This window comes from uncultured Peptoniphilus sp. (genome assembly GCF_946998875.1).
Taxonomy (GTDB): Bacteria; Bacillota; Clostridia; order Tissierellales; family Peptoniphilaceae; genus Peptoniphilus_A.
The window spans coordinates 1-24604 of sequence record NZ_CAMQAY010000019.1 but is presented as its reverse complement, the minus strand read 5'-3'; the positions used below and the strand labels follow the sequence as shown (position 1 = coordinate 24604).

22 protein-coding genes are annotated in these 24604 nt (G+C 32.9%); 13 read left to right on the top strand and 9 right to left on the bottom strand.

Annotated features, from left to right (window positions below; genetic code table 11):
* Positions 1–45: 45 nt before the first annotated feature.
* The 7 genes from Q0U74_RS05995 to mgtA all read left to right on the top strand — a co-directional run bounded on the left by Q0U74_RS05995 (position 46) and on the right by mgtA (position 10461).
* Positions 46–261: a helix-turn-helix transcriptional regulator gene (locus Q0U74_RS05995; RefSeq protein WP_061101759.1), complete on the top strand. Its 216-nt coding sequence runs from the start codon at positions 46–48 to the stop codon at positions 259–261.
* A gap of 3 nt (positions 262–264) precedes the next feature.
* Positions 265–1917: a site-specific DNA-methyltransferase gene (locus Q0U74_RS05990; RefSeq protein WP_297393295.1), complete on the top strand. Its 1653-nt coding sequence runs from the start codon at positions 265–267 to the stop codon at positions 1915–1917.
* Between the two features lie 4 nt (positions 1918–1921).
* The gene (locus Q0U74_RS05985; protein WP_297393293.1) at positions 1922–4525 is read left to right on the top strand and encodes a DEAD/DEAH box helicase family protein; all 2604 of its coding nucleotides are present in this window, start codon (positions 1922–1924) and stop codon (positions 4523–4525) included.
* Between the two features lie 31 nt (positions 4526–4556).
* Positions 4557–6113 carry an ATP-dependent endonuclease gene (locus Q0U74_RS05980; RefSeq protein WP_297393291.1) on the top strand — a complete coding sequence of 519 codons (1557 nt, stop codon included), beginning with the start codon at positions 4557–4559 and terminating at the stop codon, positions 6111–6113.
* The gene (locus Q0U74_RS05975; protein WP_297393289.1) at positions 6098–7132 is read left to right on the top strand and encodes an AAA family ATPase; all 1035 of its coding nucleotides are present in this window, start codon (positions 6098–6100) and stop codon (positions 7130–7132) included. Before Q0U74_RS05980 ends, Q0U74_RS05975 begins: the two co-directional genes overlap by 16 nt.
* A gap of 245 nt (positions 7133–7377) precedes the next feature.
* Positions 7378–7815: a hypothetical protein gene (locus tag Q0U74_RS05970; protein ID WP_297393287.1), complete on the top strand. Its 438-nt coding sequence runs from the start codon at positions 7378–7380 to the stop codon at positions 7813–7815.
* 114 nt (positions 7816–7929) lie between these two features.
* A complete protein-coding gene (gene mgtA, locus Q0U74_RS05965) occupies positions 7930–10461 on the top strand; it encodes a magnesium-translocating P-type ATPase (RefSeq protein WP_297393285.1) in 2532 nt (843 codons plus the stop codon).
* Between the two features lie 291 nt (positions 10462–10752).
* Here the strand turns inward: mgtA and Q0U74_RS05960 are convergent, their stop codons facing one another.
* Positions 10753–11037 carry a hypothetical protein gene (locus tag Q0U74_RS05960; protein ID WP_297393283.1) on the bottom strand — a complete coding sequence of 95 codons (285 nt, stop codon included), beginning with the start codon at positions 11035–11037 and terminating at the stop codon, positions 10753–10755.
* A gap of 267 nt (positions 11038–11304) precedes the next feature.
* Here Q0U74_RS05960 and Q0U74_RS05955 point away from each other — a divergent pair, with 267 nt between their 5' ends.
* The 5 genes from Q0U74_RS05955 (at position 11305) to Q0U74_RS05935 (ending at position 17690) form a co-directional block, all read left to right on the top strand.
* On the top strand, positions 11305–12630 hold the full coding sequence (locus tag Q0U74_RS05955) for an aspartate kinase (RefSeq protein WP_297393281.1): 1326 nt from the start codon (positions 11305–11307) through the stop codon (positions 12628–12630).
* Entirely contained in the window at positions 12617–13597 is a 981-nt protein-coding gene (locus Q0U74_RS05950; RefSeq protein ID WP_297393279.1) for an aspartate-semialdehyde dehydrogenase, read from the top strand. The genes Q0U74_RS05955 and Q0U74_RS05950 overlap by 14 nt, the downstream gene beginning before the upstream one ends.
* A gap of 1 nt (position 13598) precedes the next feature.
* The gene (locus Q0U74_RS05945; protein ID WP_297393277.1) at positions 13599–14780 is read left to right on the top strand and encodes a homoserine dehydrogenase; all 1182 of its coding nucleotides are present in this window, start codon (positions 13599–13601) and stop codon (positions 14778–14780) included.
* Positions 14777–17071: a homoserine kinase gene (thrB, locus tag Q0U74_RS05940; RefSeq protein ID WP_297393275.1), complete on the top strand. Its 2295-nt coding sequence runs from the start codon at positions 14777–14779 to the stop codon at positions 17069–17071. Before Q0U74_RS05945 ends, thrB begins: the two co-directional genes overlap by 4 nt.
* 115 nt (positions 17072–17186) lie before the next feature.
* On the top strand, positions 17187–17690 hold the full coding sequence (locus Q0U74_RS05935; RefSeq protein ID WP_297393273.1) for an ECF transporter S component: 504 nt from the start codon (positions 17187–17189) through the stop codon (positions 17688–17690).
* Positions 17691–17741: 51 nt separating this feature from the next.
* On the opposite strand, the gene hslO is transcribed toward Q0U74_RS05935, so the two are convergent.
* Genes hslO through hpt form a run of 7 tightly spaced genes read right to left on the bottom strand, consistent with a single transcriptional unit; the run spans position 17742 to position 22170 of the window.
* Positions 17742–18662 carry an Hsp33 family molecular chaperone HslO gene (gene hslO / locus Q0U74_RS05930; RefSeq protein ID WP_297393272.1) on the bottom strand — a complete coding sequence of 307 codons (921 nt, stop codon included), beginning with the start codon at positions 18660–18662 and terminating at the stop codon, positions 17742–17744.
* Positions 18663–18691: 29 nt separating this feature from the next.
* Positions 18692–18958, bottom strand: a complete 267-nt coding sequence (locus Q0U74_RS05925; RefSeq protein ID WP_019125765.1) for a Txe/YoeB family addiction module toxin — start codon at positions 18956–18958, stop codon at positions 18692–18694.
* Positions 18955–19212 (bottom strand): type II toxin-antitoxin system Phd/YefM family antitoxin, encoded by a 258-nt coding sequence (locus tag Q0U74_RS05920; RefSeq protein ID WP_297393269.1) that lies wholly within the window; start codon positions 19210–19212, stop codon positions 18955–18957. Before Q0U74_RS05920 ends, Q0U74_RS05925 begins: the two co-directional genes overlap by 4 nt.
* 50 nt (positions 19213–19262) lie before the next feature.
* A complete protein-coding gene (locus Q0U74_RS05915; RefSeq protein WP_297393267.1) occupies positions 19263–19997 on the bottom strand; it encodes a class I SAM-dependent methyltransferase in 735 nt (244 codons plus the stop codon).
* A complete protein-coding gene (locus tag Q0U74_RS05910) occupies positions 19994–20731 on the bottom strand; it encodes a Sir2 family NAD-dependent protein deacetylase (protein WP_070610536.1) in 738 nt (245 codons plus the stop codon). Before Q0U74_RS05910 ends, Q0U74_RS05915 begins: the two co-directional genes overlap by 4 nt.
* Before the next feature lie 10 nt (positions 20732–20741).
* Positions 20742–21656, bottom strand: coding sequence for a type II CAAX endopeptidase family protein (locus Q0U74_RS05905; RefSeq protein WP_297393264.1), 915 nt, complete (start codon positions 21654–21656; stop codon positions 20742–20744).
* Positions 21643–22170 carry a hypoxanthine phosphoribosyltransferase gene (hpt, locus tag Q0U74_RS05900; protein ID WP_288166538.1) on the bottom strand — a complete coding sequence of 176 codons (528 nt, stop codon included), beginning with the start codon at positions 22168–22170 and terminating at the stop codon, positions 21643–21645. Before hpt ends, Q0U74_RS05905 begins: the two co-directional genes overlap by 14 nt.
* A 97-nt stretch (positions 22171–22267) precedes the next feature.
* Here hpt and Q0U74_RS05895 point away from each other — a divergent pair, with 97 nt between their 5' ends.
* Positions 22268–22783 (top strand): DUF4364 family protein, encoded by a 516-nt coding sequence (locus tag Q0U74_RS05895; RefSeq protein WP_297393262.1) that lies wholly within the window; start codon positions 22268–22270, stop codon positions 22781–22783.
* A 184-nt stretch (positions 22784–22967) separates the two neighbouring features.
* Here the strand turns inward: Q0U74_RS05895 and Q0U74_RS05890 are convergent.
* Positions 22968–24604: stalk domain-containing protein (locus Q0U74_RS05890; protein ID WP_297393260.1), on the bottom strand; the 1637-nt coding region annotated here is incomplete at its 5' end.

Below are 24604 nucleotides of genomic sequence, written 5' to 3'. Positions count from 1 at the left end.
ATTAATTGAAATGCCGATTTTTAAAATTACAAGGGAGAGAAATTTATGCAAAACTTTGGGAAAATTATTTTTAAAATAGACCAGGTTTTAGAAGAAAAAAATATAAGCAAAAACAAATTAGAAAAAGAAGCAAATCTTCAAAGGACGCAACTCAATTCTTATTGTAATAATAAAGTTAAAAGAATTGACTTAGAAACTATAGCAAAAATTTGTTATGTTCTTGAGTGTAAGGTTGAAGATATTATGGATTATGTGAGGTAGGTTATGAAATTTTTAGATGAGTTAAAAAAAGTTTTGAGTTTTGATGAGCGTTTTGTTGGAGAATCCAATCAAATTATTAAGACAAAAGTATCAGATGCAGCAAGGGCTAATGATGAGAAATTATTAAAGGCCTTGCTAAATAACGATTTATTGAAAGAAGCTTTTTTTACAAAAATTGATGACATATATGTTTTTGATAAAAATAAATTTGTCTGGGTACTAGAATCAAAAGAATTTCTTCCGGATTCTTTTACTATGTATAAAAATAAGATAGGACTGGTAGATTATAACAATAATCTAATTAGTCAAAAACAAGATGTTTTCTTGGTATGGCCTTACAAAGACTGTGTTCTTGAAGGAGGGCAGACCAAAGAAGACCAAAAAAGAGATGAAATTTTTTATAATGAAACCTTAGCCCCAGACCAGGTAAATAGACTTCTTGCTCCAAAAGTTTTAGGTAATGCTAAGAGATACACCAAAGAAAGAATAGAAGAAAATATAGAATTTAAGGAAGATGATAATTTAATTATAAAAGGAAATAATTTGCTTGCGCTATCTTCTCTATTAGAAAATTTTGAAGGTAAAGTACAGCTTATTTACATTGATCCACCTTTTAATACCGGAGGTGATTCTTTTAAATATAATGATAAATTTAATCATTCAACTTGGTTGACATTTATGAAAAATAGGTTTGCTATAGCAAAAAGATTACTAAAATCAGACGGTTCTATATTTGTACATTTGGATTTTAATGAGTCTCATTATGCAAAAGTATTAATGGATGATATCTTTGGAAAAGAAAATTTTAAAAATAATATTATTTGGTGTTATACTGGTCCATCAGGAAGCTCAAGGTTTTTACCGAGAAAACATGATGATATTTTATATTATGGTAATGGAGAAAATACATTATTTAATCAGCCATACGTTAAGCATAAAAGTGGCGTTCATAATACAGGTCAGGTATTTGGAAATGCTGATACTAAAGAAGATTTTAAAGAAAAAGCTGAAGCTCAAGGGAAAAAACTTGAAGATTGGTGGGATGATATATACCCCACAGATAGATACAGATCTGAATTATTAGATTTCTCTGGACAAAAGCCAGAAAAATTACTTCAAAGAATTATCGAAATGGGAAGCAATAAAGGAGATATTGTATTAGATTATCATCTTGGTTCCGGAACAACAGCGGCAACTGCCCATAAATTGGGAAGAAAATATATAGGAATAGAGCAAATGAGTGAACAAATATCCATTGGCTTGGAAAGACTACAAAAGGTCGTTGAAGGTTTTGAGTTTGGTATTTCTAAAACAGTAAATTGGCAAGGAGGCGGTTCTTTTGTTTATTGTGAGCTTTTAGAAGATAATGAAAATCTTGTTAATGAACTAGAAGATGCTAAGAACTCAGATGCCGTTAAAGAAATATTAACTAAGGCCATTGACCATGGAAAATTAATTCCTTCTGTCCTCCCAAGTGATTTAAAAGAAAATCAAGATGATTTTGATAAGCTTAGTATTGATGAGCAAAGAAATCTTGTTATGGAGCTTTTAAATAAAAACCAACTTTATGTAAATTTATCAGATATAGATGATGAAGATTATAAGGTGAGTGAGGCTGATAAGGCATTTACTAGAAGCTTCTATGGCAAGGAGTGATATTATGGCTGACCAATATTTGTACCAAGAGTTAGATGTTATTAAAAAAATAGGAGCTTTAAAAGAATTGCCTTCCTATATAGAGTCAAACTTAAATCCCAATATAATTTTGCGTGATTACCAAGAAGATGCTTTTAGATATTTTATAACCTATGTTGAAAGTGATTTGATTAAAAATAAACAAATCCATAATTTATTTCATATGGCAACTGGTTCTGGCAAGACTGTTATAATGGCAGGACTTATTTTATATTTATATACCAAGGGCTATAGAAAATTCTTATTTTTTGTAAATCAGAACAATATTATAGAAAAGACTAAGGAAAATTTCCTCAATCAATCTTCTATTAAGTATCTTTTTGCAGAAAATATCGAATTGATGGGCGATCAAGTTCAAGTAAAAGAAGTAAATAATTTTGCCTTTTACGATAAAAATTCTATTAATATTTGTTTTACTTCCACACAAAAACTTCACATGGACATGAATTTTCCAAAAGAGAATTCGCCTACTATTGATGATTTTGAGGATGATAAGATTGTTTTAATCTCAGATGAATCCCACCATATAAATACTGTTACTAAGGGTCTTACAAAAAGTGAAAAAACAAACCTAGAAGAAAATGCCAAAAGCTGGGAATACACAATTGAAAAAATATTTAGAGCAAATAGAGATAATGCCTTGTTAGAATTTACAGCAACTGCTGACTTGAAAGACCCTAATGTTGAGAAGAAATATTTGGATAAAATTGTATATGATTACACCTTATCTAAGTTTAGAGAAAGTGGATATACTAAAGATTTTAATAATATGCAAGGTGATTATGACAGGTGGACAAGAACGCTGCTATCGCTTGTAATAAGTGAATATAGGAGACATTTGTTTGGAGACCATGGTCAAAATATAAAACCTGTTGTTTTATTAAAATCAAAAACTATTAAAGAGTCAAAAGCATTTTATGATGATTTTTACCAAAAATTGAATAATCTCAAGGCTGATGAAATTCTAAAATATAAGGATTCTGATAATGAATACCTTAGAAATTCTATAGATTATTTTCTAAATAAAGACCCAAGTCTAAATGCTCTTGTATCTGATATAAAATTAGGATTTGCAACTGAAAACTCTATAATATTAAATTCTAAGAGTGAATCTGAAGAAAAGGAAAAACAGGTTGCCGTAAACTCTCTTGAAGCAAAAGATAATCCATATAGAATAATCTTCACAGTTGATATGCTAAATGAGGGTTGGGATGTATTAAATCTTTTTGATATTGTAAGGTTGTATGAAACAAGAGATGGAAAAAATGGGAAGCCTGGGAAAACAACTATCAGTGAAGCTCAACTAATAGGACGTGGAGCTAGGTATTGTCCATTTAAAATTGAAGATGATCAGCCAAGAAATAAGCGTAAATATGACTATGATATATCTAATGAAAATAGGATATTGGAAACACTCTTGTATCATTCAATGCAGGATTCACGATATATTGGTGAGTTAAGATATGCTCTAAAACAGACAGGTTTATTAGCAGATGCTCCGATGGAAATAAATTATATATTGAAAGATGAATTTAAACAAACAGATTTTTTCAGAGAAGCCTATGTATTTTCAAATAGAAAAGTTGAAAAGTCAAGAAAGTCAGTCACAGGTATAGATAAAAAAATACAAAATAGTTATTGCCAGCATAAAGTTTCAACAGGGACTTCATTTATATATGGATTATTCGATGAAGGAAAAGTAAAGGCTAATGGGATAACCAATACTTTTCAATATGAATTTAAAAATATACCTTTAAATATTGTTGAAGGTGCAATGTCAAATTTTGAGGTCTTAAAATTTAATACACTTAAATCATATTTTCCTAATTTAAAATCAAAGAAAGAATTTTTACAATCTGAAAATTATTTAGGAAATATAATGTTGCAAATAGAAAGTCCGTATGAAAAGTTGCAAGCTAAAGATCTTTATGATGGAACAATGAAAATACTTAAAGAAATATCATTATATCTACAAAAAATAGAGACTGAGTATGAAGGGACAAAGGAATTCTACGCTAAGAGGATTTACGAGGTTTTAAAAGATAAAAAAATATATATATCTAATCCACATGGTGAAGGAGTAGGAGTATCTCAATCCATGATTGCAAATGAAGATGTTTTGGATTTATCATACGAGCCTTGGTATGTCTATAATGATAATTATGGAACAGGTGAAGAAAAAGCATTTGTCAAATACTTTAAAGGGATAGTTAAAGATTTAAGAAGTAAATATGATGAAATTTATTTGGTAAGAAATGAGAGAATTCCGGCCTTGGCTATTTATGAATTTGACACAGGCGAAAGATTTGAGCCAGACTTTTTATTGTTCTTACAAAAGAAAGGTTCAGATGGATATTTGCAAGAACAAATTTATATCGAACCTAAAGGAAGCCATCTACTAGAAAAAGACAAATGGAAAGAAGATTTCCTGTTAAAGATTGAGAATCAAGGGATACCTACAAAAACTTATGTGGATGATAATAAGTATAGGATTATAGGGCTTCCATTCTTTAATAGAGAGCTTAGGATTAATGAATTTGATAATTCTATAAGACAATGCTTACAATGATGAATAATATTAAGTATGCTGGGAGGTACAATTGTCAGTAACAATAGATAAGATAAGATTAATAAACTTTAAGAGTTTTGAGGATTATACAATATGTCCAAATGAAAGAGTTAATATATTAGTGGGTGATAATGAAGTAGGAAAAAGCTCGGTACTGGAAGCTATTGAGCTTGCTGCATCAGGAAGTATTAAAAGAGTTGAAAATATAGGATTGGATAAATTAATAAACATTGATGCTATTAATAAATTTCAGAATTCTAAAAGATATGAAAATTTGCCAGAAATGAAGGTTGAGTTGTACTTAAAAGGTGAATTTGATCATACTATGAATGGTAATAATAATTCGTTAGGAATTGTTACAGATGGAATTAGACTGGTTTGCTCTCCAAATGATGAATATAGGAAAGAAATAAACGAATTTCTATCAGAAGAAACATCGGTTTTTCCTTATGAGTACTATCAAATAAGATTTTCTACTTTTTCAGATGAAACTTTTAGTGGGTATAAGAAGAAACTTAGAACTGTGTTTATAGACAGCGGCAATATGAATTCTGAATATAAAACAAATTATTTTGTACAAAAAATGTATCAACAATATACAGAAGGAAACGAACTTGAGAGAATAAATCACAAAAGTAAATATAGACAAATGAAATCAAAATTTTGTGAAGATAATCTTAAGGAGTTAAACGAAAGGCTCCCAACAGACAAAAATTATCAGTTTGCCTTACAAAATAGTTTTTCAAATGTATTTAGTGATGAACTTATGATATACGAAAATTCAATTGCATTAAATAATAGAGGAACTGGGCTACAAGTTTTAATAAAAACTGACTTTGCATTAGAAAAATCAGGTGAAAATGTGGACATTTTATTATTTGAAGAACCTGAAAACCATTTAAGTTATACTAATTTAAAAAAATTAATTGCAAATATTGAACAGCATCAGAATGGTCAAATTTTTATTGCGACACATAGTAGTCTTATAAGTACTGGGCTTGAATTGTATAATTTGATTATATTATCTAAACAAAAAAGTAATGTTCCTCTTTATTTAAAATCTCTAAATAAAGAAACCTCTGATTATTTTTTAAAAGCACCACCAGCTGGAATTTTAGAATTTATATTATCTGAAAAATTGATTTTAGTGGAAGGACCCTCAGAGTTTATACTTTTTAATGAGTTTTATATGGATGTGACTAAAAAAAGCCTTAGTTATGAAGGCGTTCATGTTTTAGCCATTAGGGGTTTAAGTTTCAAAAGGTATTTGGATATAGCGAAAATAACGGGCTCTAAGGTTGCGGTAATAACCGATAATGATTCAAATTATCAAGAAAAATGTATCAATAAATATAATGATTATAATTCTGAAAATATAAAAATTTTTTTTGAAGAAGATAATGAGAAACCAACTTTTGAATATTATTTATATGAAAAGAATAAGCAGGTTTGTGAATCTGAGTTTGGTAAAGAGGCACTACAGTATATGTTAAAGAATAAAACTACTTCAGCTCTTAGACTAGCTGAGATTGGTGATTTAGAAGCGCCTGAATATATAGAAAGAGCAATAAATTGGATAAACGAGTAATTTTTGCAGTAGCAGGTTCTGGTAAAACTAGCTATATTATTGATAATTTATCTTTGGATAAGAAAAGTTTAATTATAACTTACACAACAAATAATTTTTCCAATATTAAGAAGAAAATATTGGAAAAATTTAATGGAGAGTTCCCTAGCAATGTTAGTTTAATGACATATTTTAATTTTTTATATTCCTTTTGTTATAAACCATTTTTAGCTGACAAGGTAAGAGCTAAAGGAATAATTTTTGAAAGCAATAAATTAACAAGCATAAAGAAAACGGATTTAAAGTATTATCTTACGTCATCAGGATATTTTTTTAGTAATAGATTGGCTATGAGTTTCGAATACTTTGATATTATTGATGACATAAAAAAAAGAATAGAAAAATATTTTGATGAATTACTTATTGATGAAATTCAGGATATTTCAGGTAGAGACTTTAACTTCCTTTTAAAAATTATGGAGTCGCAAGTAAAGATACTTTTTGTTGGTGATTTTTTTCAACATACCTATGATACAAGTAGAGATGGTCCTGTAAATAAAAACTTGTTTAAGGATTACAATAGTTATAAAGATAAGTTCTTATCAAATGGATTTATTGTTGATGATAATACTTTTGATAAGAGTTGGAGATGTAATAATAAAACTTGTGAATTTATCAGAGATAATTTGGATATAGAAATATATTCGAATCATATTAGTGATGATAATTCTAGGTTTCAATATATCGATAAAGAGGATGAAATAAAGGGTATTTTTAATGATGAAAATATTATTAAATTACATTACAACAATTCAAAAAAATATGGATATACTCATAAAAATTGGGGAGATGTAAAAGGAGAAGATTGCTATAAAGATATTTGCATAATATTGAATGAAAAAACAGAGAAATTATTCTTAGATAACAGTTTAGATAAATTACCTGCATCTACCAAGAATAAATTATATGTTGCATTAACAAGAGCTAGAAGGAATACATTTTTAGTAAGTTATAAAAATTTGAAGTATATTCAAGAATAAGAATTCTATTCTCTGGTACTGGGACTGAGACGGGACTAAAAATTTGAAAATGTCCTATAATTAGGTGGATTTGGTGATATTAGAAAAATAGAACCTATTATTTTGAATAGTTTGGGATATATTGGACGTTTGGAAAAGAAGAATGGGAATAAAATTTAAATACAAAATAAAAGACCCTAATATTAACTAGGGTCTTTTATTTTGCAACCATTGTCTTTCATCCTATAATAAATGAAGGTGATGTTATGAAATTTTTTATTTTATTTATATTTATAATAAATTCTATCTATAATTTTAATCTTAGGAGGAAAAATCTTGTTTCTGTTAAACTTGAAAGGAAGTTTTTATTCATACTTGCTATTTTTACTCTTGTTGTTTTCGCTATGCCTTTTAAGTTCTCCTCTAAGTCTATCTTGGACTTTATTCTCGCCTTCTCATCTCTTGTCTTGCTTTTTTCTATAATCTCTTCTCCTGGCATAAGGCAGAATGGTTTTAATATTTTTATGGGATCCACGACTTTGATTAAGTTCCTTCCCTTTGACAAGATAAAAAATATTAAAATTAACTATTCTGATGATAAAAAAATTATTCTAAGTCTAGATGCCTTTTCTAATTCTCACAAGCTGACTTTTGATGTAAAAGATAAAAATAAAATCGAAAATTTAATTGCAAATTTTTTATAAATTCATAGACCGAGCCCTCGGTCTTTTTTATTTTACTTACATATTTTTATTTTTGTAAATCCTATTGTATTTTATTATTAATAGATATATATTTGAACTATCTAGGAGGCAAGTATGAAAAATTTTTGGTCCTATGATAAGGATGATATTTTAAAAAAATTAAATTCAAGTGAAGCTGGTTTGTCAAATAAAGAAGCTGAGGATAGAATTGCCACTTATGGTAAAAATATTTTTGAGGAAAAGAAATCTGCTTCTAATTTTATGATTTTTTTGTCTCAATTTAAAAGTCCAATAACTATGATACTTATTTTTGCCGCAATTTTATCTATATTTTTAAAGGATTATTCTGACGGGGTCATTATTTTAATCATAATTTTGATTTCTTCTTTTTTGAGCTATCTTCATGAAAGCAAGGCAAAGGATGCTGTAAAAAAACTCCTTTCTTCTGTCAGTGTTAAGTCTTCAGTTTTAAGGGATGGCACTTTTAAGGAATTGGACAATGCAAATTTGACTATTGGCGACATTATTAAGGTAAAAACAGGCGACATGATACCTGCTGATTGTTTGCTTATTGATGATAATTCTCTCTCTACTGATGAGTCAAGTTTAACTGGAGAAACTTTCCCTGTTGAAAAGTTATGTGGAAAGTTACCTGCTGGTACTAGTCTATCTGAAAGAAAAAATTCCCTCTGGATGGGCACTCATGTTATTAGTGGCTCTGGCAAGGCAATTATTGTTAACTTAGCCAAAGATACTGAGTTTGGTAAAATTACTTCATCTCTCAGTCAAAAGGATTCTGATACTGATTTCGAAAAAGGCATAAAGGATTTTGGCAATTTAATTTTACATGTTACAACTATTTTAATTGGTTTAATATTTATATTTAATATTGTTTTAAATAAATCTTTTTTAGAATCCTTTATGTTTGCTTTGGCTCTTTCTGTTGGCTTAACCCCTCAAATGTTGCCAGCTATAATTAGTGTGAATTTGTCACAAGGTGCCAAGAGAATGTCTGAGGAAGGTGTAATAGTAAAAAAATTAAATTCCATAGAAAATTTTGGCTCAATGACAATTATGTGTTCTGATAAAACTGGAACAATAACAAAGGGCAAGGTCAAGCTTGATAGAGTCTTAAATTTTAAGGGTGAAAAATGCGAAGACTTAAATAAATTTGCTGCTATTAATTCCTATTTTCAAGAAGGCTATAAAAATCCAATTGATGAAGCTATTTTAAGTTCAAATAAAAATGATTTTTCTACTTATAAGAAGCTTTTTGAAATCCCCTACTCCTTTGAAAATAAAATTCTAAGTGTAATGGTAAAGACTGGCTCTGATTTTTCAAATAAAAATTTTATGATTACAAAAGGTGCCTTTGAAAGCATTGTAAATATATGTGATTCTTATGAAAAGTCTGATAATTCTATTGGAAACATTAATGAAATTAAAAGTCAAATATTTGATTTATTTGATAAGTTTTCAAGCCAGGGTTACAGAGTCCTAGGACTTTCCTATAAGCTTTTAAGTGAGGAGACTGACTTTCAAAAGGAAAAAGCTAAGAGCATGATTTTTAAAGGATTCTTATTATTTATTGATCCCTTAAAAGAAGATATCAAAGATGTAATAAGCCAAATGAATAATCTAGGCGTTTCTTTAAAAATGATAACAGGCGACAATGAAGAAATTGCCAAAAACATTGGAAGTCAAATAGGTCTTAATCCAGAAAAAATTTTGCTTGGCGAAGAGTTAAGTTCCTATTCAATAAGTCAACTAAACAAAAAAGTTCTAGGCATTGATATTTTTGCTGAAATAAGTCCAAATCAAAAGGAAAAAATAATTAGAGCCTATAAAGAAGCTGGAGAGGTAGTAGGCTATATGGGCGATGGCATAAACGATGCACCAGCTATAAAAGAAGCAGATGTTGGCATATCCGTTGACACAGCAGCTGATACGGCAAAAGATGCAGCTTCTATTGTTCTATTGCAAAATAGTTTAAAAGTATTGTTATCTGGAATAAAAGAAGGTAGAAGAACTTTTATAAACACTTTGAAGTATATATTTGTTGCAACAAGTGCAAATTTTGGAAATATGTTCTCCATGGCAGGTGCAAGTCTTTTCTTAAAGTTTTTGCCACTATTGCCAAAGCAAATTCTACTTACAAATTTATTTACAGACTTCCCTTCTTTGCAAATTGCTTCAGACTCTGTAGACGAAGATTGGTTAAAGAGTCCAGTAAAATGGAATATGAAATTTATCAAAAAATTTATGATAGTATTTGGAATAACATCTTCTCTTTTTGACTATGTAACATTTTTTGTTTTGCTTTTTATTTTTAAGGCTGACGAGAAACTTTTCCAAACAGGCTGGATGTTAGAATCCGTAATTTCTGCAATGGTTGTTATGTTAATAGTCAGAACTGCAAGACCTATTTTTAAGAGCAAGCCTTCTTCAAAATTAATTTTTGCCATAGTTTTTGTGAGCTTAATCTTAATAGGAATAATATACAGCCCTCTTAATTCTTATCTTGGACTAGTTAGCCTACCAATTGATGCCCTCCTTGCTATGCTTTCCATTTCCCTAGTATATGCATTAGTGGCAGAACTAATGAAGAAAAAATTTTATAAGCATAACTCCTTCTCAAGAAAATAAATTTAAAAGCTTACAAAAAAATCAGGTCGAGTTTTACTCGGCCTTTTCTTCATACTATAATCGTAATTATAAAAGCTTTATTAATTGTTTAACTTGATAAAATTAAAATTTATTTCTCCTTAACTTTTAACTCAAGAATATCAGGGCGAGCATAATAACCAATTACATCATGCTCCATTTTGCATGCTATTGGCAAATTCATATGAAATTCTGCCGTATATTATCTCTTCTTTGTCCCAAACCGGCTCTGTCAGATAGTGGTCAAATATGTTTTGAATAAAAATTTTAGTTTTATAAAATGAGGACATTCTTTTTGTACTGGATTTTATTTTCCTGGCAAAATTCGCAAAATTTTAGAGAGCTAAAATTTAAACCGAAGGCTCTTTTTAATTTTATTTCTGAGTCCATTTCTCCCTTTAAGCCTAATTTTTCTTTAAGAATTTTGTAATTATCTTTATCTAAACAATAGGTAACCTCAATGTCATCACCGCCAAAAAGCTCTACATCGTAATCTTCATAACCTATTAGGAAGGAGCCATCTTCTCTTTTCTCAAAAAATAATCCACTGCTTTTCATTTTCTACCTCCTTAAAATCACTTGCCCTTCTATTAAATTTTTACCCGATTTTTATTTTTGTTAGCTTGTTTTTTCTCCTATAACTTTTTAAAATTTTTTTGTTTTTTGCAATAAACCTATTTGGCTGACCTTTCATTGACAATCTGACTAAATAATTGTATAATCGTAAAAATTACTTTTTAATTTTTTCTGTTTTTTTGTACTAAACATGAATTTTTTAAACATAATTTTATACTTACTTATTTTATTTGAAAAAAGGAGAAAAAGATGAAAGTTGCAAAATTTGGTGGCAGTTCTCTTGCAGATGCTCACCAACTGAAAAAGGTTAAGGATATTATCATGGAGGACCCTGACAGATCCTATGTCGTTGTGTCTGCGCCTGGCAAAGGCATAAGCAACAATCACAAGGTTACTGACCTTCTAGCAATGTGTCACGAGCTAAGTGACCATGATTTGAATTTTAATGAAGTTTACAAGATCATCGAGAATGTTTTTATTAATATTGTTGATGATCTTGTTTTGGATATTGACATCAAAAAAATTCTAGCTGATGTGAAAAATGAGATTACTAAGGGCGCAAGTTACGACTTTGTCATCAGTCGTGGCGAATTTATCAGCGCACAAGTCCTTGCTAATTATATTGGCTATGATTTTGTGGATGCAAGGGACTTAATTGTTTTTAATGAAGGGACTTTAGATTTAGACAAGTCCTGTGAAAATATTAGAAATATTTTGACTAAGCACGACAGGGCTGTTGTGCCAGGTTTTTATGGCTTAGATGAGTTTGGCAAGGTCCACACTTTTTCTCGTGGTGGTTCTGATGTCACTGGCTCTGTCATTGCATCGGCTCTAGATGCAGAAATGTATGAAAATTTCACTGATGTCAGCGGCTTTTTAGTTGCCGACCCAAAAATTGTAAGGGACTCATGCCCCATTGGTACTATTACTTATAAGGAGCTTCGCGAGCTTTCCTACATGGGCGCAAAGGTCCTTCACGAGGAGGCAATCTTTCCTCTTCGCGACAAAAATATTCCTATAAATATTAAAAATACTAATGCTCCTCACGAAGAGGGCACTTTGATTTTGTCTAAGTGTGCTTATAAAAATAAAAATATTGTGACGGGCATATCTGGCAAAAAAGATTTCACTGTTATTAATCTTGAAAAGGTAAATATGAACACTGAAAAAGACTTTTTCAGGAAGCTAACTACTGTCTTTGAATCTAACGACCTTTCCATTGAGCACATGCCATCAAGCATTGATTCTGTATCTGTCATTGTTTCTGATTCGCAAATTGCACCAAAGTTAAATAAGGTTATGGAAGAGTTAAAAATCTATTTGAATGTGGACAGTATCTCTTGGGAGCGTGACATCTCCCTTATTGCAGTTGTTGGCCGCGGCATGATAAATGAAAAGGGCGTGTCTTCAAGGACCTTTACTGCTCTTGCCCGAGCTGGCGTAAATATTAAGATGATAAGCCAAGGTTCCAGCGAAATTAATATTATTATTGGCGTTGAAACTAAGGATTTTGAAAAGGCTATTGAAGCTATTTACAGAGAGTTTTACAAGGAGGAAAAAGATGAAGAAAATTAATGTAGCAGTTGTTGGTGCAACTGGTCTTGTTGGAAGTATGATGTTAAAGGTTTTGAGCGAGGAAAATTTCCCCATTGACAATTTGTACTTGTTTAGCTCAAAAAAATCTGCAGGAAAAATTATTAATTACTGCGGAAAGGACTACACTGTTGAGGAGTTAAAGGAAGACTCCTTTGATGGAAGAGACATTAAGGTTGCCCTCTTCTCTGCTGGCGGTTCTGTCAGCGAAAAGTTCGCTCCCATTGCCGCAAAAGCTGGCGTAACTGTTGTGGACAACTCCTCTGCCTTTAGGATGGACCCAGAAGTTCCCCTAGTTGTTCCAGAAATTAACCCTGAGGACATTAAAATGAACAAGGGAATTATTGCCAATCCAAATTGTTCAACTATTCAGTCAGTCCTTCCTCTTAAGCCAATTCACGACAAGTACAAGATTAAGAGAGTTATTTACTCAACTTATCAATCTGTATCTGGCTCTGGCATCAAGGGAATTTCTGACCTTGAAAAGGGAACAAATCTTGCCTACAAATATCCAATTGTAAATAATTGTATTCCACAAATCGATGTTTTCTTGGACAATGGCTACACAAAGGAAGAGATGAAGATGATTAACGAAACTAAAAAAATTCTTCACGACGACTCCCTACTTGTGACAGCTACAACTGTGCGTGTTCCTGTAAAAAATTCTCACAGCATTTCTATCAATGTTGAAGTGGAAAAACCCTTTGAAATTGAAGACGTGAAAAAAATTATATCTGATTATCCTGGCATGATTTTAAAGGACGATCCAGCCAATGAAATTTACCCAATGCCACTCATGTCAGCTGACAAAAACGAAGTTTATGTTGGAAGAATTAGAAGAGACTTTACTGTTGAAAATGGCATCAACCTTTGGTCCTGTGCCGACAACATTAGAAAGGGCGCTGCAACTAATGCTGTGCAAATAGCAAAGAAACTCTTGGAGGTTTGATTTGAAAATTACAATAATGGGCTTTGGCACTGTGGGAACAGGCCTCGAAGAAATTTTGTACAAAAAGAAAAAAGATTTACTGAAAAATAATTTTGATATAAAAATAGAAAGAATTTTAATAAAAAATAAAAATAAAGAGAGAAAGCCTCACGACAAGACTTTGATCTTCACAGATAATTTTGAAGAAATTTTAAATTCTCCTGTGGACACAGTTATTGATGTTACTTCAAACTTAGAGGAAACTTATGAGAGAATTGTAAAGCTAATGAAATCTGGCAAAAATATTGTCACTGCCAACAAGGCTGTAGTCTCAAAATATTTTGAAGACTTAAATGACCTTGCCAGAGAAAATAAAGTTTACTTTGCCTATGAGGCAGCTGTTGCAGGTGCCATTCCCATAATTCATCCCCTCATGGAGGAAGTTTTCTTTAACGACATCTATGAAATTTCTGGAATTTTAAATGGAACTTCAAATTATATCCTCTCAAAAATGGAAAGAGAAGGTCTTGACTATAATGAGGTTTTAAAAGAGGCGCAAGAGCTTGGCTATGCAGAGGCTGACCCTTCTGCCGATGTAGGTGGGCTTGATGCCATGAGAAAAATTAGGATTCTATCCTCCCTAGCTTACAGGGCAAAAATTAGTGAAGATGAAATTTTTACCTTTGGCATAGATAGTGTGAAAAAATCTGATTTTGACTTTGCCAAAGATTTGGGCTACTCCCTTAGACTCCTTGGCAAGTCCTCTTTAAGTGATGGCAAGATAAATATTTCTGTCATGCCAAGATTTTTAAGAGATGATTTTTTTGCAAATACCTTTGATGGAACCAATGCCATAAAAGTTCACGGCGAAAATTTTAAATCCTATGAACTAAAGGGACCTGGCGCAGGAAAACTTGAGACAGCTGATGCAATTATGCGCGACCTTCTTAGAATCCTTGCCAAAAGAGAAATAAAGGCTTTTTACCAGGCAGAAAATTCCTACCCAGTGGAAAATAATTTAGAGAAAAAATATTACTTGAGATGCCAAAAAGTTTCTGACGACCTTAAAAATTTAATCTCATCAGAAAAAATTGTGGGAGAAGACCACCATTTAATTACAAAAAATCTTAAGCTCGAAAAATTAATTCATGTTATAAGTGACTTAGAAGGCATCTTCATTGCAGAAATAGAGGAGGAAATATGAAGTTTTTATCAACTAGAAATTCCAACTTAAAAATATCAGCCAGGGAAGCAATTGTAAAGGGGATTTCTGATGACGGCGGACTTTTTGTGCCAGAATCCTTCCCTAAATTTGACATAAGTAAAAATTTAAGTCTAAAATACACTGACCTTGCCCACAAAATTTTGTCCCTATACTTGACGGACTTTGACAGCGACGAACTTTTAAAGCTAATAGAAAAATCCTATGGGTCCTTTGAAGATGAAATTGCAAGGGTAACTTGTAAAAAAGATTTTTACCTAGAGCTTTATCATGGAAGGACTGCTGCCTTTAAGGACTTTGCTTTATGCCTTCTTCCAAACCTCTTGTCCTATGCCAAAAAATCTCTTGGCATAGAGGACAAAACTCTGATTCTCACTGCGACTTCTGGCGACACGGGAAAGGCTGCCCTTGAAGGTTTTTATAACACAGAAAATATAGACATCTTAGTTTTATATCCAACAGAGGGAGTTTCTGCCATTCAAAAAAGGCAAATGGACTCCACAGACTCACTGAACTCAAAGGTTATTTCAATTGACGGAAATTTTGATGACGCCCAGTCTGCTGTGAAAAAAATTTTTAAGGATGGAGACATAAAAGAAAAATTAAAGGAAAAAAATATTTACCTTTCCTCTGCCAATTCAATAAATATTGGAAGGCTTTTGCCACAAATTGTCTATTACTTTTATGCCTATGCTGATTTAGTAAGGGCAGAAAAAATTTCCTGCGGCGACAAAATTTCTTTCTGCGTACCAACGGGAAACTTTGGCGACATCTTGGCTGGCTACTACGCAAGTAAAATGGGCCTTCCTATAGAAAAGCTGGTCATTGCATCTAATTCAAATAATGTCCTAACAGACTTCTTTAAGACTGGAAAATACGATGCCAATAGGGAGCTGAAAAAAACTATTTCGCCTTCCATGGACATTTTGGTTTCAAGCAATTTGGAGAGACTAATTTACCACAAGTCATCTGATAAAGTAGTAAGAGAAAAAATGAAAGAGCTTGCTGAAAATCATGTCTTTGAATTTAAAAATGACTTCAGTGAATTTTTGTGGGGCTATGCCAGTGAAGATGAAACAAAAGCTACTATAGAAAAGACTTTTAGGGAAGAAAATTATTTAATCGACCCCCACACAGCTGTGGCAAAACACATAGTAGATGAGCTTTCCTTAAAAAATACAGTGATCCTTTCCACTGCCAGTCCCTATAAGTTTTCTTCATCAGTTTTATCTGCCCTTGGCGAAAAAGTATCACTTGATGAGTTTGAAAATATTGACGCCCTTTATGAAATCTCTGGCGTTAAAATTCCTTCTGAAATAAAAAAATTAAGGGACAAAAAAATTATTCACAAGACAAAAATAAATAAAAGCCAAATAGATGAAGAGGTCCTAAAATTTGCAAGCCGCGGCAAGAGAATTGCTGTGCCTGCCACATCTGCCAACCTTGGACCTGGCTTTGACACTCTTGGCCTTGCCTTAAACTTATATAACACTTGTGAATTTAAAATAAGTGAAGACAGAAAGGCTTTTGAGGAAAACCTAAAAAATAATTTGATTTATGAAGCCTACGCCCAAAGCTTTGAGGTCTGTGGCGAAAAAATTGTCCCCCTAGAATTTAAACTAACATCAGACATACCTATGTCTCGTGGACTTGGCTCTTCTGCCTCCTGCGTTGTCATGGGCATAATGGCAGCCTTTGATGTCATGAAAAAAGATTTTGACAAAAAAGAAATTTTAAAAATTGCAACAGAAATGGAAGGTCATCCCGACAATGTTTCACCAGCAATTTTTGGCGGAGCAACAGCAGCAATTTATGACCAGGGTCAAGTTTTTGTTGAAAAGTTTAAGCTTTCTCAAAAGATAAAATTTTTGGCACTAATACCTGACTTTAAACTCAGCACAAAAGTGGCGCGAGAAGCACTGCCTAAAACTTACACTAGAGATGATGCAGTCTTTAATCTATCTCGCCTATCACTTTTGATTTTGTCACTGATTTCTGGCGACGAAGAAAATATAAAAGTTGCCCTAGAAGATAAAATTCACCAGCCTTACAGGTTTAAACTCATACCAGAAATAGATGAAATAGAAAAAATTATAGGCGAAAGCCCTGCCCTTGGTCACTACCTAAGTGGTGCTGGCTCCACTATCATGATTTTATTGGACTCCGAAGACAAAAATTCTAAGGACTTCATAAAAAAGCAAGTAAAAAAATTAAAGGGCGATTACAAGGTCTTGCCTCTTGAAATCGATAAGACTGGCGCCTTTATTATTTAAAAAAATTTGAAGAGTAAAAAATATTTTACAAAAAGGTCGCATTGTCGACCTTTTTTTCTTTATTTGTGACATAAATCGTGCTATTATAAAATTAAGAAAATAAAAAGGAGCAATCATGAAAAATTTTAAAGTAAAAGACTTAGTTATCACATCACTTTTTATCGCCCTCGTCTATGTATTTACATGGATTGTAAAAATTCAGCTGCCCTTTGCACCTAATGGAGGACTTATCCACCTTGGCAATGTTCCCTTCTTTTTAGCTGCAATATTCTTTGATAAAAGAGTTGGAATGACAGCAGGAGCTCTCGGCATGGGACTCTTTGACCTCACAAGTGGCTGGGCAATGTGGTCCCCTATGACAGTTATATCTGCACTCATCATGGGTTACATACTTAACAAATTTAATTACAAGCACTTGAAATTTGAAAATTTACTTCTTTCCTTTGTCCTAGTTGCCCTAGTAAAAGTTGCAGTTTATTACATTGGAGAAGTTTTTATACTTTCATCCTTTGTAACTCCACTGGCATCAATACCAGGCAACATAATTCAAATTGCAGTTTCATCTGTAATTGTACTTGTAGTATTAAAGCCAATGGAAAAAGTTTTTAAAAATATTTAAGCATGAAAAAAGATAGGCTCTCACCTATCTTTTTATTTTGCAAATTTTTACTTAAAAATTATCATGAATAACAATTTCTCTATTTTTATTTATGTCCTCTGCCTTTTTTAGCATTCTCTCTAAGTCACTTTCGTCAAAATCATAGACCTTGTCGCAGAAGTAGCAGGAGACTTCAGCCTTTTTGTCCTCTCTTAAAATTTCTTCAATTTCCCTGGGACCAACAGAGACAATTGCATCTTCAACCTTTTCACGAGAGCAGTTGCACTTGTAAGTGATCTCCCTCTTTTCAAGAATTTTAAAATCAATGTCCTTCATGAGGATTTCAATTAATTTTTCTGCGTCGTGATATTCATCTAAAATTGAAGTTACACTTGGAAGGTCCTTTAAATTTTCTTCAAGCTTAGAAATTTGCTCTTCAGTGGCATCGGGCATTAGCTGAATAATAAATCCGCCAGCAGCCTTTATTGAATAGTCAACATCAACGAGAACTCCAAGTCCAACAGCTGATGGCACTTGGTCAGATTGTAGAAAATAAACAGCCAGGTCCTCTGCAATCTCTCCAGTAGTTAGATTAACTGTTCCTGTGTAGGGCTTCTTCAAGCCCGTATCCATGACAAGAGTTAAGTTTCCTTCGCCAACAATTCCAGCCACATCAATTTTTCCGTCGGCTTCCCTTATAGGAAGGTCAGCCCCAGGATTTGTAACATAACCCTTTACATAGCCGTCATTTTTGCAAGTTGCAACAATTTTTCCAGCAGGTCCATTGCCGTTTATGGAAAGAGTTATGGAGTCCTTTTCATTTTTTTGCCATGAGCCAATAATTGCTGCAGCTGTTAAAACTCTACCTAGGGCAGCACTTGTAGTCTTTGATAATTTATGAATTTTCGCCGCCTCTTCCACTACATCAGTGGTAATGGCAGCAGAAATTTTTATAGTTTCACTTTCATCTATTGCTCTTAAAATATATCCCAAATTTTCCTCCTAAAAAAAGATAGCCTCTGCTATCTATTTTTCTTATAATGTTCTGAACAGGAAATTATAATTAACAAATCTCCTTCAATTTTGTAAATAAGTCTATCTTCTATATTAATTCTCCTGGACCAATATCCACTTAATTGGTAGCGCAAAGGCTCAGGCTTTCCAATGCCCTCGTAGGGGTTTCTCATAATATCTTTTATTAATTCATTTATTCTCTTTAAAGTTTTTTTGTCAGTATTTTGCCAGGACAAATATTCCAAAAAAGCCTTGTCGTGAAACAATATTTTCATTCTATGTCAATGAGTTCTCTTTCTTTATAAATTCCCTTTTCAACGTCCTCTGCTCTTTGTATTAATTCTTTATAATACTTTGGATCTTTCATGATATGAGCATTTTCTATTAAACTATTGTATTCATCTAAACTTATTACAACAACATTTTTGTCATCTTTTCTTGTAACCAAAACTGTTTCCAAATCATCAACGGCTGCGTCGCAATAATCTTTCAAATTTTTTCTAAGTTCACTATAATTAACAGCTAACATAAGCTCACCTCTTTAAAGATATTGTACAACATCTTGTACTCTATTGCAATCTACTTATAAAATTTTCTAGCGACAAAAGTGTATCTTGAAGTTTCTTCTCCCGCCTCTTTAAAGTCGTAGTCGTCGTAAACTTCTAGGTCCTTAAATCCAGTTTTTTCCAATAAATTTTTCACGAAGCTAAGGTCATATGCTCTCTCTAAGTGTTCCTCGTAAAATCTCCTGTAGTCATTGTCCCTTATATTTCTAAAAAAATTAACTCCGTAGGTGTTTAGTTTTTCTTCTTCATCGTAGATATTTTCCCAAATATATAAGACATCATCCACTTCGTCCACTGTCACTGAGGGAATATTTTTAAATTTGTATTCTGTATTGAGGTCAAAAATAAAAATTCCATCTTCCTTTAAGTAAGCGTAAGCAGATTTTATTGCAGCCTCAAAGTCCCTGACATCAGTCAGGTAATTTAGGCTGTCGCCAACAGAAATTATTGCATCATAAGTTGATGGCGCAGAAAATCCCGCCATATTTTGCTTGAATAATTTTAAATTTTTACTTCTTATTTTATTTTGGCAGACGCTTAACATGTCATCAGATAAGTCAAAGGCGTGAAGCTTGTAGTCCCTTGCCAACTTTTCTGTCAGTCCACCTGTGCCACAAGCCATTTCTAAAATTAATTTAGGCTCTAGAGACTTTTTCCCCAGAAGCTCTTTTATAAATTTATAAATTTTCTCGTAGTCAAGATCGTACATGAGCTTGTCGTAAAAATATGCGAAATCTCCGTACATCATGATCTTTCTTCAAGCTCCTTTAAAATTTCTTGAAGTACAACTGAAGAATTTTCATGAATAACTACATCTGCTCGCCTATCCATTGGCGTAGGGTCATTATTTATTATGATTAAGTGGTCCACATAGTTTGGCAAAAAGTTTACTGGAGAAACTGTAAGTGATGAACCAACAACTATTAGGGTGTCTGTGTCATTAAGCTCTCTTGCTCCCCTGTCGAAGTCGTCAGGCATCATGTCTCCAAACATAACTACATTTGGACGGATTGTGCCGCCGCAGTGGTCGCACTTAGGTGGAATTTCTCCCCTCTCAACTTTTTCACGCATGAGGGCAAAGGGATATTCACGTCCACATTTCATGCAGTGAGTGCCACGAGTTTCCCCATGGACTTCGTAAATATTTTTTGAGCCAGCCTTGGCATGAAGGTTGTCGATGTTTTGCGTAATTATGCCTGCAAGAAATCCTTCCTCTTCCATTTTTGCCAATGCCTTGTGTCCATCATTGGGCTCTTGGTCGTTTAAGTCCTCAAGAATTTTGTAGCCTTCCTTATAAAAAATTTCTGGATGGTTTATTAGTCTATCCTTGGAAAGGGCAAGCATGGGGTCCATCTTGGAATAATAGCCAGAGGAAGATCTAAAGTCAGGTATGCCTGAATCTGTAGAAATTCCTGCGCCAGTTAGGGCAAAAACTTTTTTTGACCTTAAAATTAAATCAGCTGCTTCTCTTATCTTATCCATATCCTACCTCCTAAAAAACAATGTAGTGATAGATGAAATACAAAATCACAAGGGCAATTATAGGCACGAAGTTAAATAAATCAATGCCTTCCACATCTCTGTACCTAATTTTTATTTCCACATCCTCTTGGTTTTCCTTTTTCAAATTTTTAAGGATTAGTCTAATTAAAATCACAGAAAAAATTGAAACTACAATAAGTAAAATTATAATTGAAAGCTCAAGAGAGCCAATTTCGCGAGAAAGTTTTGTCTTGCGTAAAAATTCAAAGAGCCTTTCATTGACATACCTTGCCGTCAAAACTGCAATGACATTGTTGACAAAGTGCGCCACTATGGCTGGGATTATTGAGCCCGTAACTTCGATTAAACTTGAAAACAAAAGTCCCAACAAGAAGGGGGCGATAAAATTTTGTATGTCAAAGTGAAATAGAGCGAAGACAAGACCAGATACCACTATGGCAAACTTCTCCCCATAGACATTATAGGCATTAGTGAGAGTTCCCCTGAAGAAAACTTCTTCGCAAATAGCAGGCACTAGGCACATAAATATTAAATAATTAAAAATTGGAACATTTTGCAGCATTAACTCCATGGGGAAATTTTTGTATTCAATAAAATTTGAAAGAAGGGACAAAAATATTCCATTTAAAAGTAAAATCACTGGGTAGGACAAAATCACAAGTATAATTGTCTTTAAAATGCTCTCACCAGAAATCTTTTTAATTTTTAAAACCTCTTTAATATTTCCCGTTGAAGAAATAAGAATTGCTGGGATTAAAATTATAAAAATTTCTGTAATAAAAGTTCCCCAAAAGCTGTATTTCTCTTGAATATTAAAACCAAAGGTCAAAAAAATAATTGCAAGCACAAGAGTCAAGGAATTGACGCTCATGACATTTAAGTTTTTCTTTTTATATCTTTTCATTTTTTTCCTTATAAGTGTAGATGTAAGGCACATTCCTGTAGTGGTCGCCATAATTTAAACCGTAGCCAACAATAAAAATATCATCAATTTCAAAGCCAACATAGTCAGCAGATACATCTGCCTCTCTCCTTGAAGGCTTGTCAAGTAAGACGCAAGTCTTTAAGGACTTTGGCTTGTAGCTTAAAAGTTTTTCCTTCACTGCATAAAGAGTGTTCCCCGTGTCTAAAATGTCGTCTACAACAAGAACATCTCTGCCCTCTATATTTGTGCGTAGGTCTGTCAAAAATCTCACCTCTCCACTGGAAGACTCACTGTGTCCATAGGATGAAGTTGTGAGAAAATCTATCTCAACTAATTTATCAATCTCTCTAACTAAGTCTGCCGCAAAAATAAAGCTGCCTCTCAAAAGAGAAATGACTACGAAATTATCGTCAAAGTCTTCTGTAATTCTTTTGCCCAGACTTTCTACCTTTTCCTTTATCTCTTGACGAGAAAATAAAATTTGTCTTTCCATAATTCCTCCACCTACATTATATCAAAAAATGGCAAAAATTCATCTTTAATTGCTATTAGAAGCCCTGCTTTGGTATAATTTAAGAGAAGGTGATAACATGGAAAAAAGTTCCTTTGAACTTGCATTAAATAAATTATTGATCCTCTACATCATAGATAAGTTTAACCACAAACTAAAGGAGAATGACCTCTCCTATTTTGTCTTAGACATAGAGCTCTTTAACTACTTTTACTTCAAACAGTATTTAAATGACTTGGAGTCGACGGGGCTCGTCCTCTTTGACGGCGACAAAAAATATTATCTATCAGAGGATGGAGAAAAGACCCTAGATATTTTTTATGAGCAAATACCAGAAGAAAATATAAAATTTTTAGATGAGAAAATAGATTTATATCGCCACGAACTTCTCCTTAAAAATTCAGTTTCAGGAGAAGCTTTTGAGGAAGATGATATAAACTTCGCCCACCTAAAAATAAAGGACGACGAAATAGCTGTCTTGGACTTAAAAATCGAAACAGCAGATGAAATCATGGCAAAAAAAATTTCTGCAAACTTTAAAAAGAATGCAGAAAATATTTATTCGGAAATATTAAAAATTTTGACAGAAGAATAAAGTTATATAAAAAAACTACCTCTTTACAATTCCATGTGAAGAGGTAGCTTTTTATGAAAAAAGGAACTAAGCACTTGGCTCAGCTCCTTCTTTTATTGCTAAGATTTAGCAAATATTCACTTTTCTAAGACTATAAGGTTAGATTTATAAGTCTTATGGAAAGTTCTTTTCAGCTTTGAAGTTATTATTTTGAAACTTCTCTTGTGATTAGTACTTCCTTTGTATTTCCATTCCAGAAAATATCCTTGCCATCTTTTAAGCCCAATGCTCTTGCTATATTTGCTATTGGTAGCATTGTTCTGTCATTTCTAATGACTGGTTTTACATCACTTTCATAAACCTTTCCGTTTACAATTATTTGATTTGTATCTACTGGAATTTTAACTACATTTTCTTTGTCAATTAGGATTACTGTTCTGTTTTCATTATCCCATTGAACATTAAATCCTAATGCTTCTGCTACAAATCTAATAGGTAACATTGTTCTATCTTTTTCAATAAATGGTGCAATGTCCATAAATACTTTTTGGTCTACGCCATCTACTGATTTGATCATTTCTTTAGAACCAATTACTAATTTTGCTTCTAGTTTTACAAGATTTGACTTTGCTGGTGTTACCTTTGTTGTAGTAGATGGTCCATAACTATATGTCCAGTATGGTCTATACCAGTAATCATGATCCCTGTCTACGCTTGGGTTAGGTGTAGGAGTTGGTGTTGGTGTAGGTGGTGTTTGTCCTCCAGCTGATTTTTCTTTAGCTTCTTCTACAACTTTTGCTACTTCGCCCTTTGTCTTTGCATCGTCAACTTGTTTTTTATATTTATCTTTTTCTGCGTCACTTAGCTTAGGTAGCTTGTCAATTTCTTCTTTAGCCTTTTCTTTATCGGCAACTGTTGCAGGAAGTGCTTTTTCTTTTTCTTCTGCTTCTTTAGCTTTTTTATCTGCTTCTTTTTGTGCATTATCTGCAGCTTCTTTTGCTTCCTTAGCGTCTTCAGCTGCCTTCGTTGCTTCTTCAGCTTTCTTTTCAGCTTCTTCTTTTGCATTATCTGCAGCTTCTTTTGCTTCTTCTGCTGATTTCTTAGCGTCTTCGGCTGCCTTTTCAGCTTCCTTAGCTTTTTCTGCTGCTTCCTTAGCTTTTTCTGCTAATTCTTGGTTATTAGGATCTGCTTCTGATGCTTCCTTAGCTTCTTTTGCTTCTTCGGCTGCCTTTTCTGCTTCCTTAGCTTTTTCCTCTGCTTCTTTAGCTTTTTCTTCTGCTTCCTTTGCCTTTTCAGCTGCTTCTTCTGCTGCTTTTTTTGCTTCTTCGGCTGCTTTTTCTGCTTCCTTAGCTTTTTCTTCTGCTTCTTTTGCTTTCTTTTCTGCTTCGGCTTTTGCTTCTTCGGCTTCTTTCTTTGCTTCTTCCGCTTCTTTTTTTGCTTTGTCTGCTGGGTCAGATGCCTTTTCTGCGTCTTTTTCTTTAGCGTCTTCTACAGCTTTGTCTACTCCTGCTTTGTCTGTTGCTTCGTCCACTTTACCTTTTGCGTCATTCTTTTCGTCGTCGCTTAGATTTGGTAGTTTGTCTATTTCATCTTTTGCTGCTTTTTTGTCTTCTTCAAGAGCTTTTTCGGCTGCTTCTTTATTTTCTTTGTCCTTTGCCTTGGCGTCTTCTACAGCTTTGTCTACTCCTGCTTTGTCTGTTGCTTCGTCTACTTTACCTTTGTATGTGTCTTTTTCTTCGTCGCTTAGGTTTGGTAGCTTGTCGATTTCTTCTTTGGCTTTGCCTTTTTCTTCTTCAAGAGCTTTTTCGGCTGCTTCTTTATTTTCTTTGTCCTTTGCCTTGG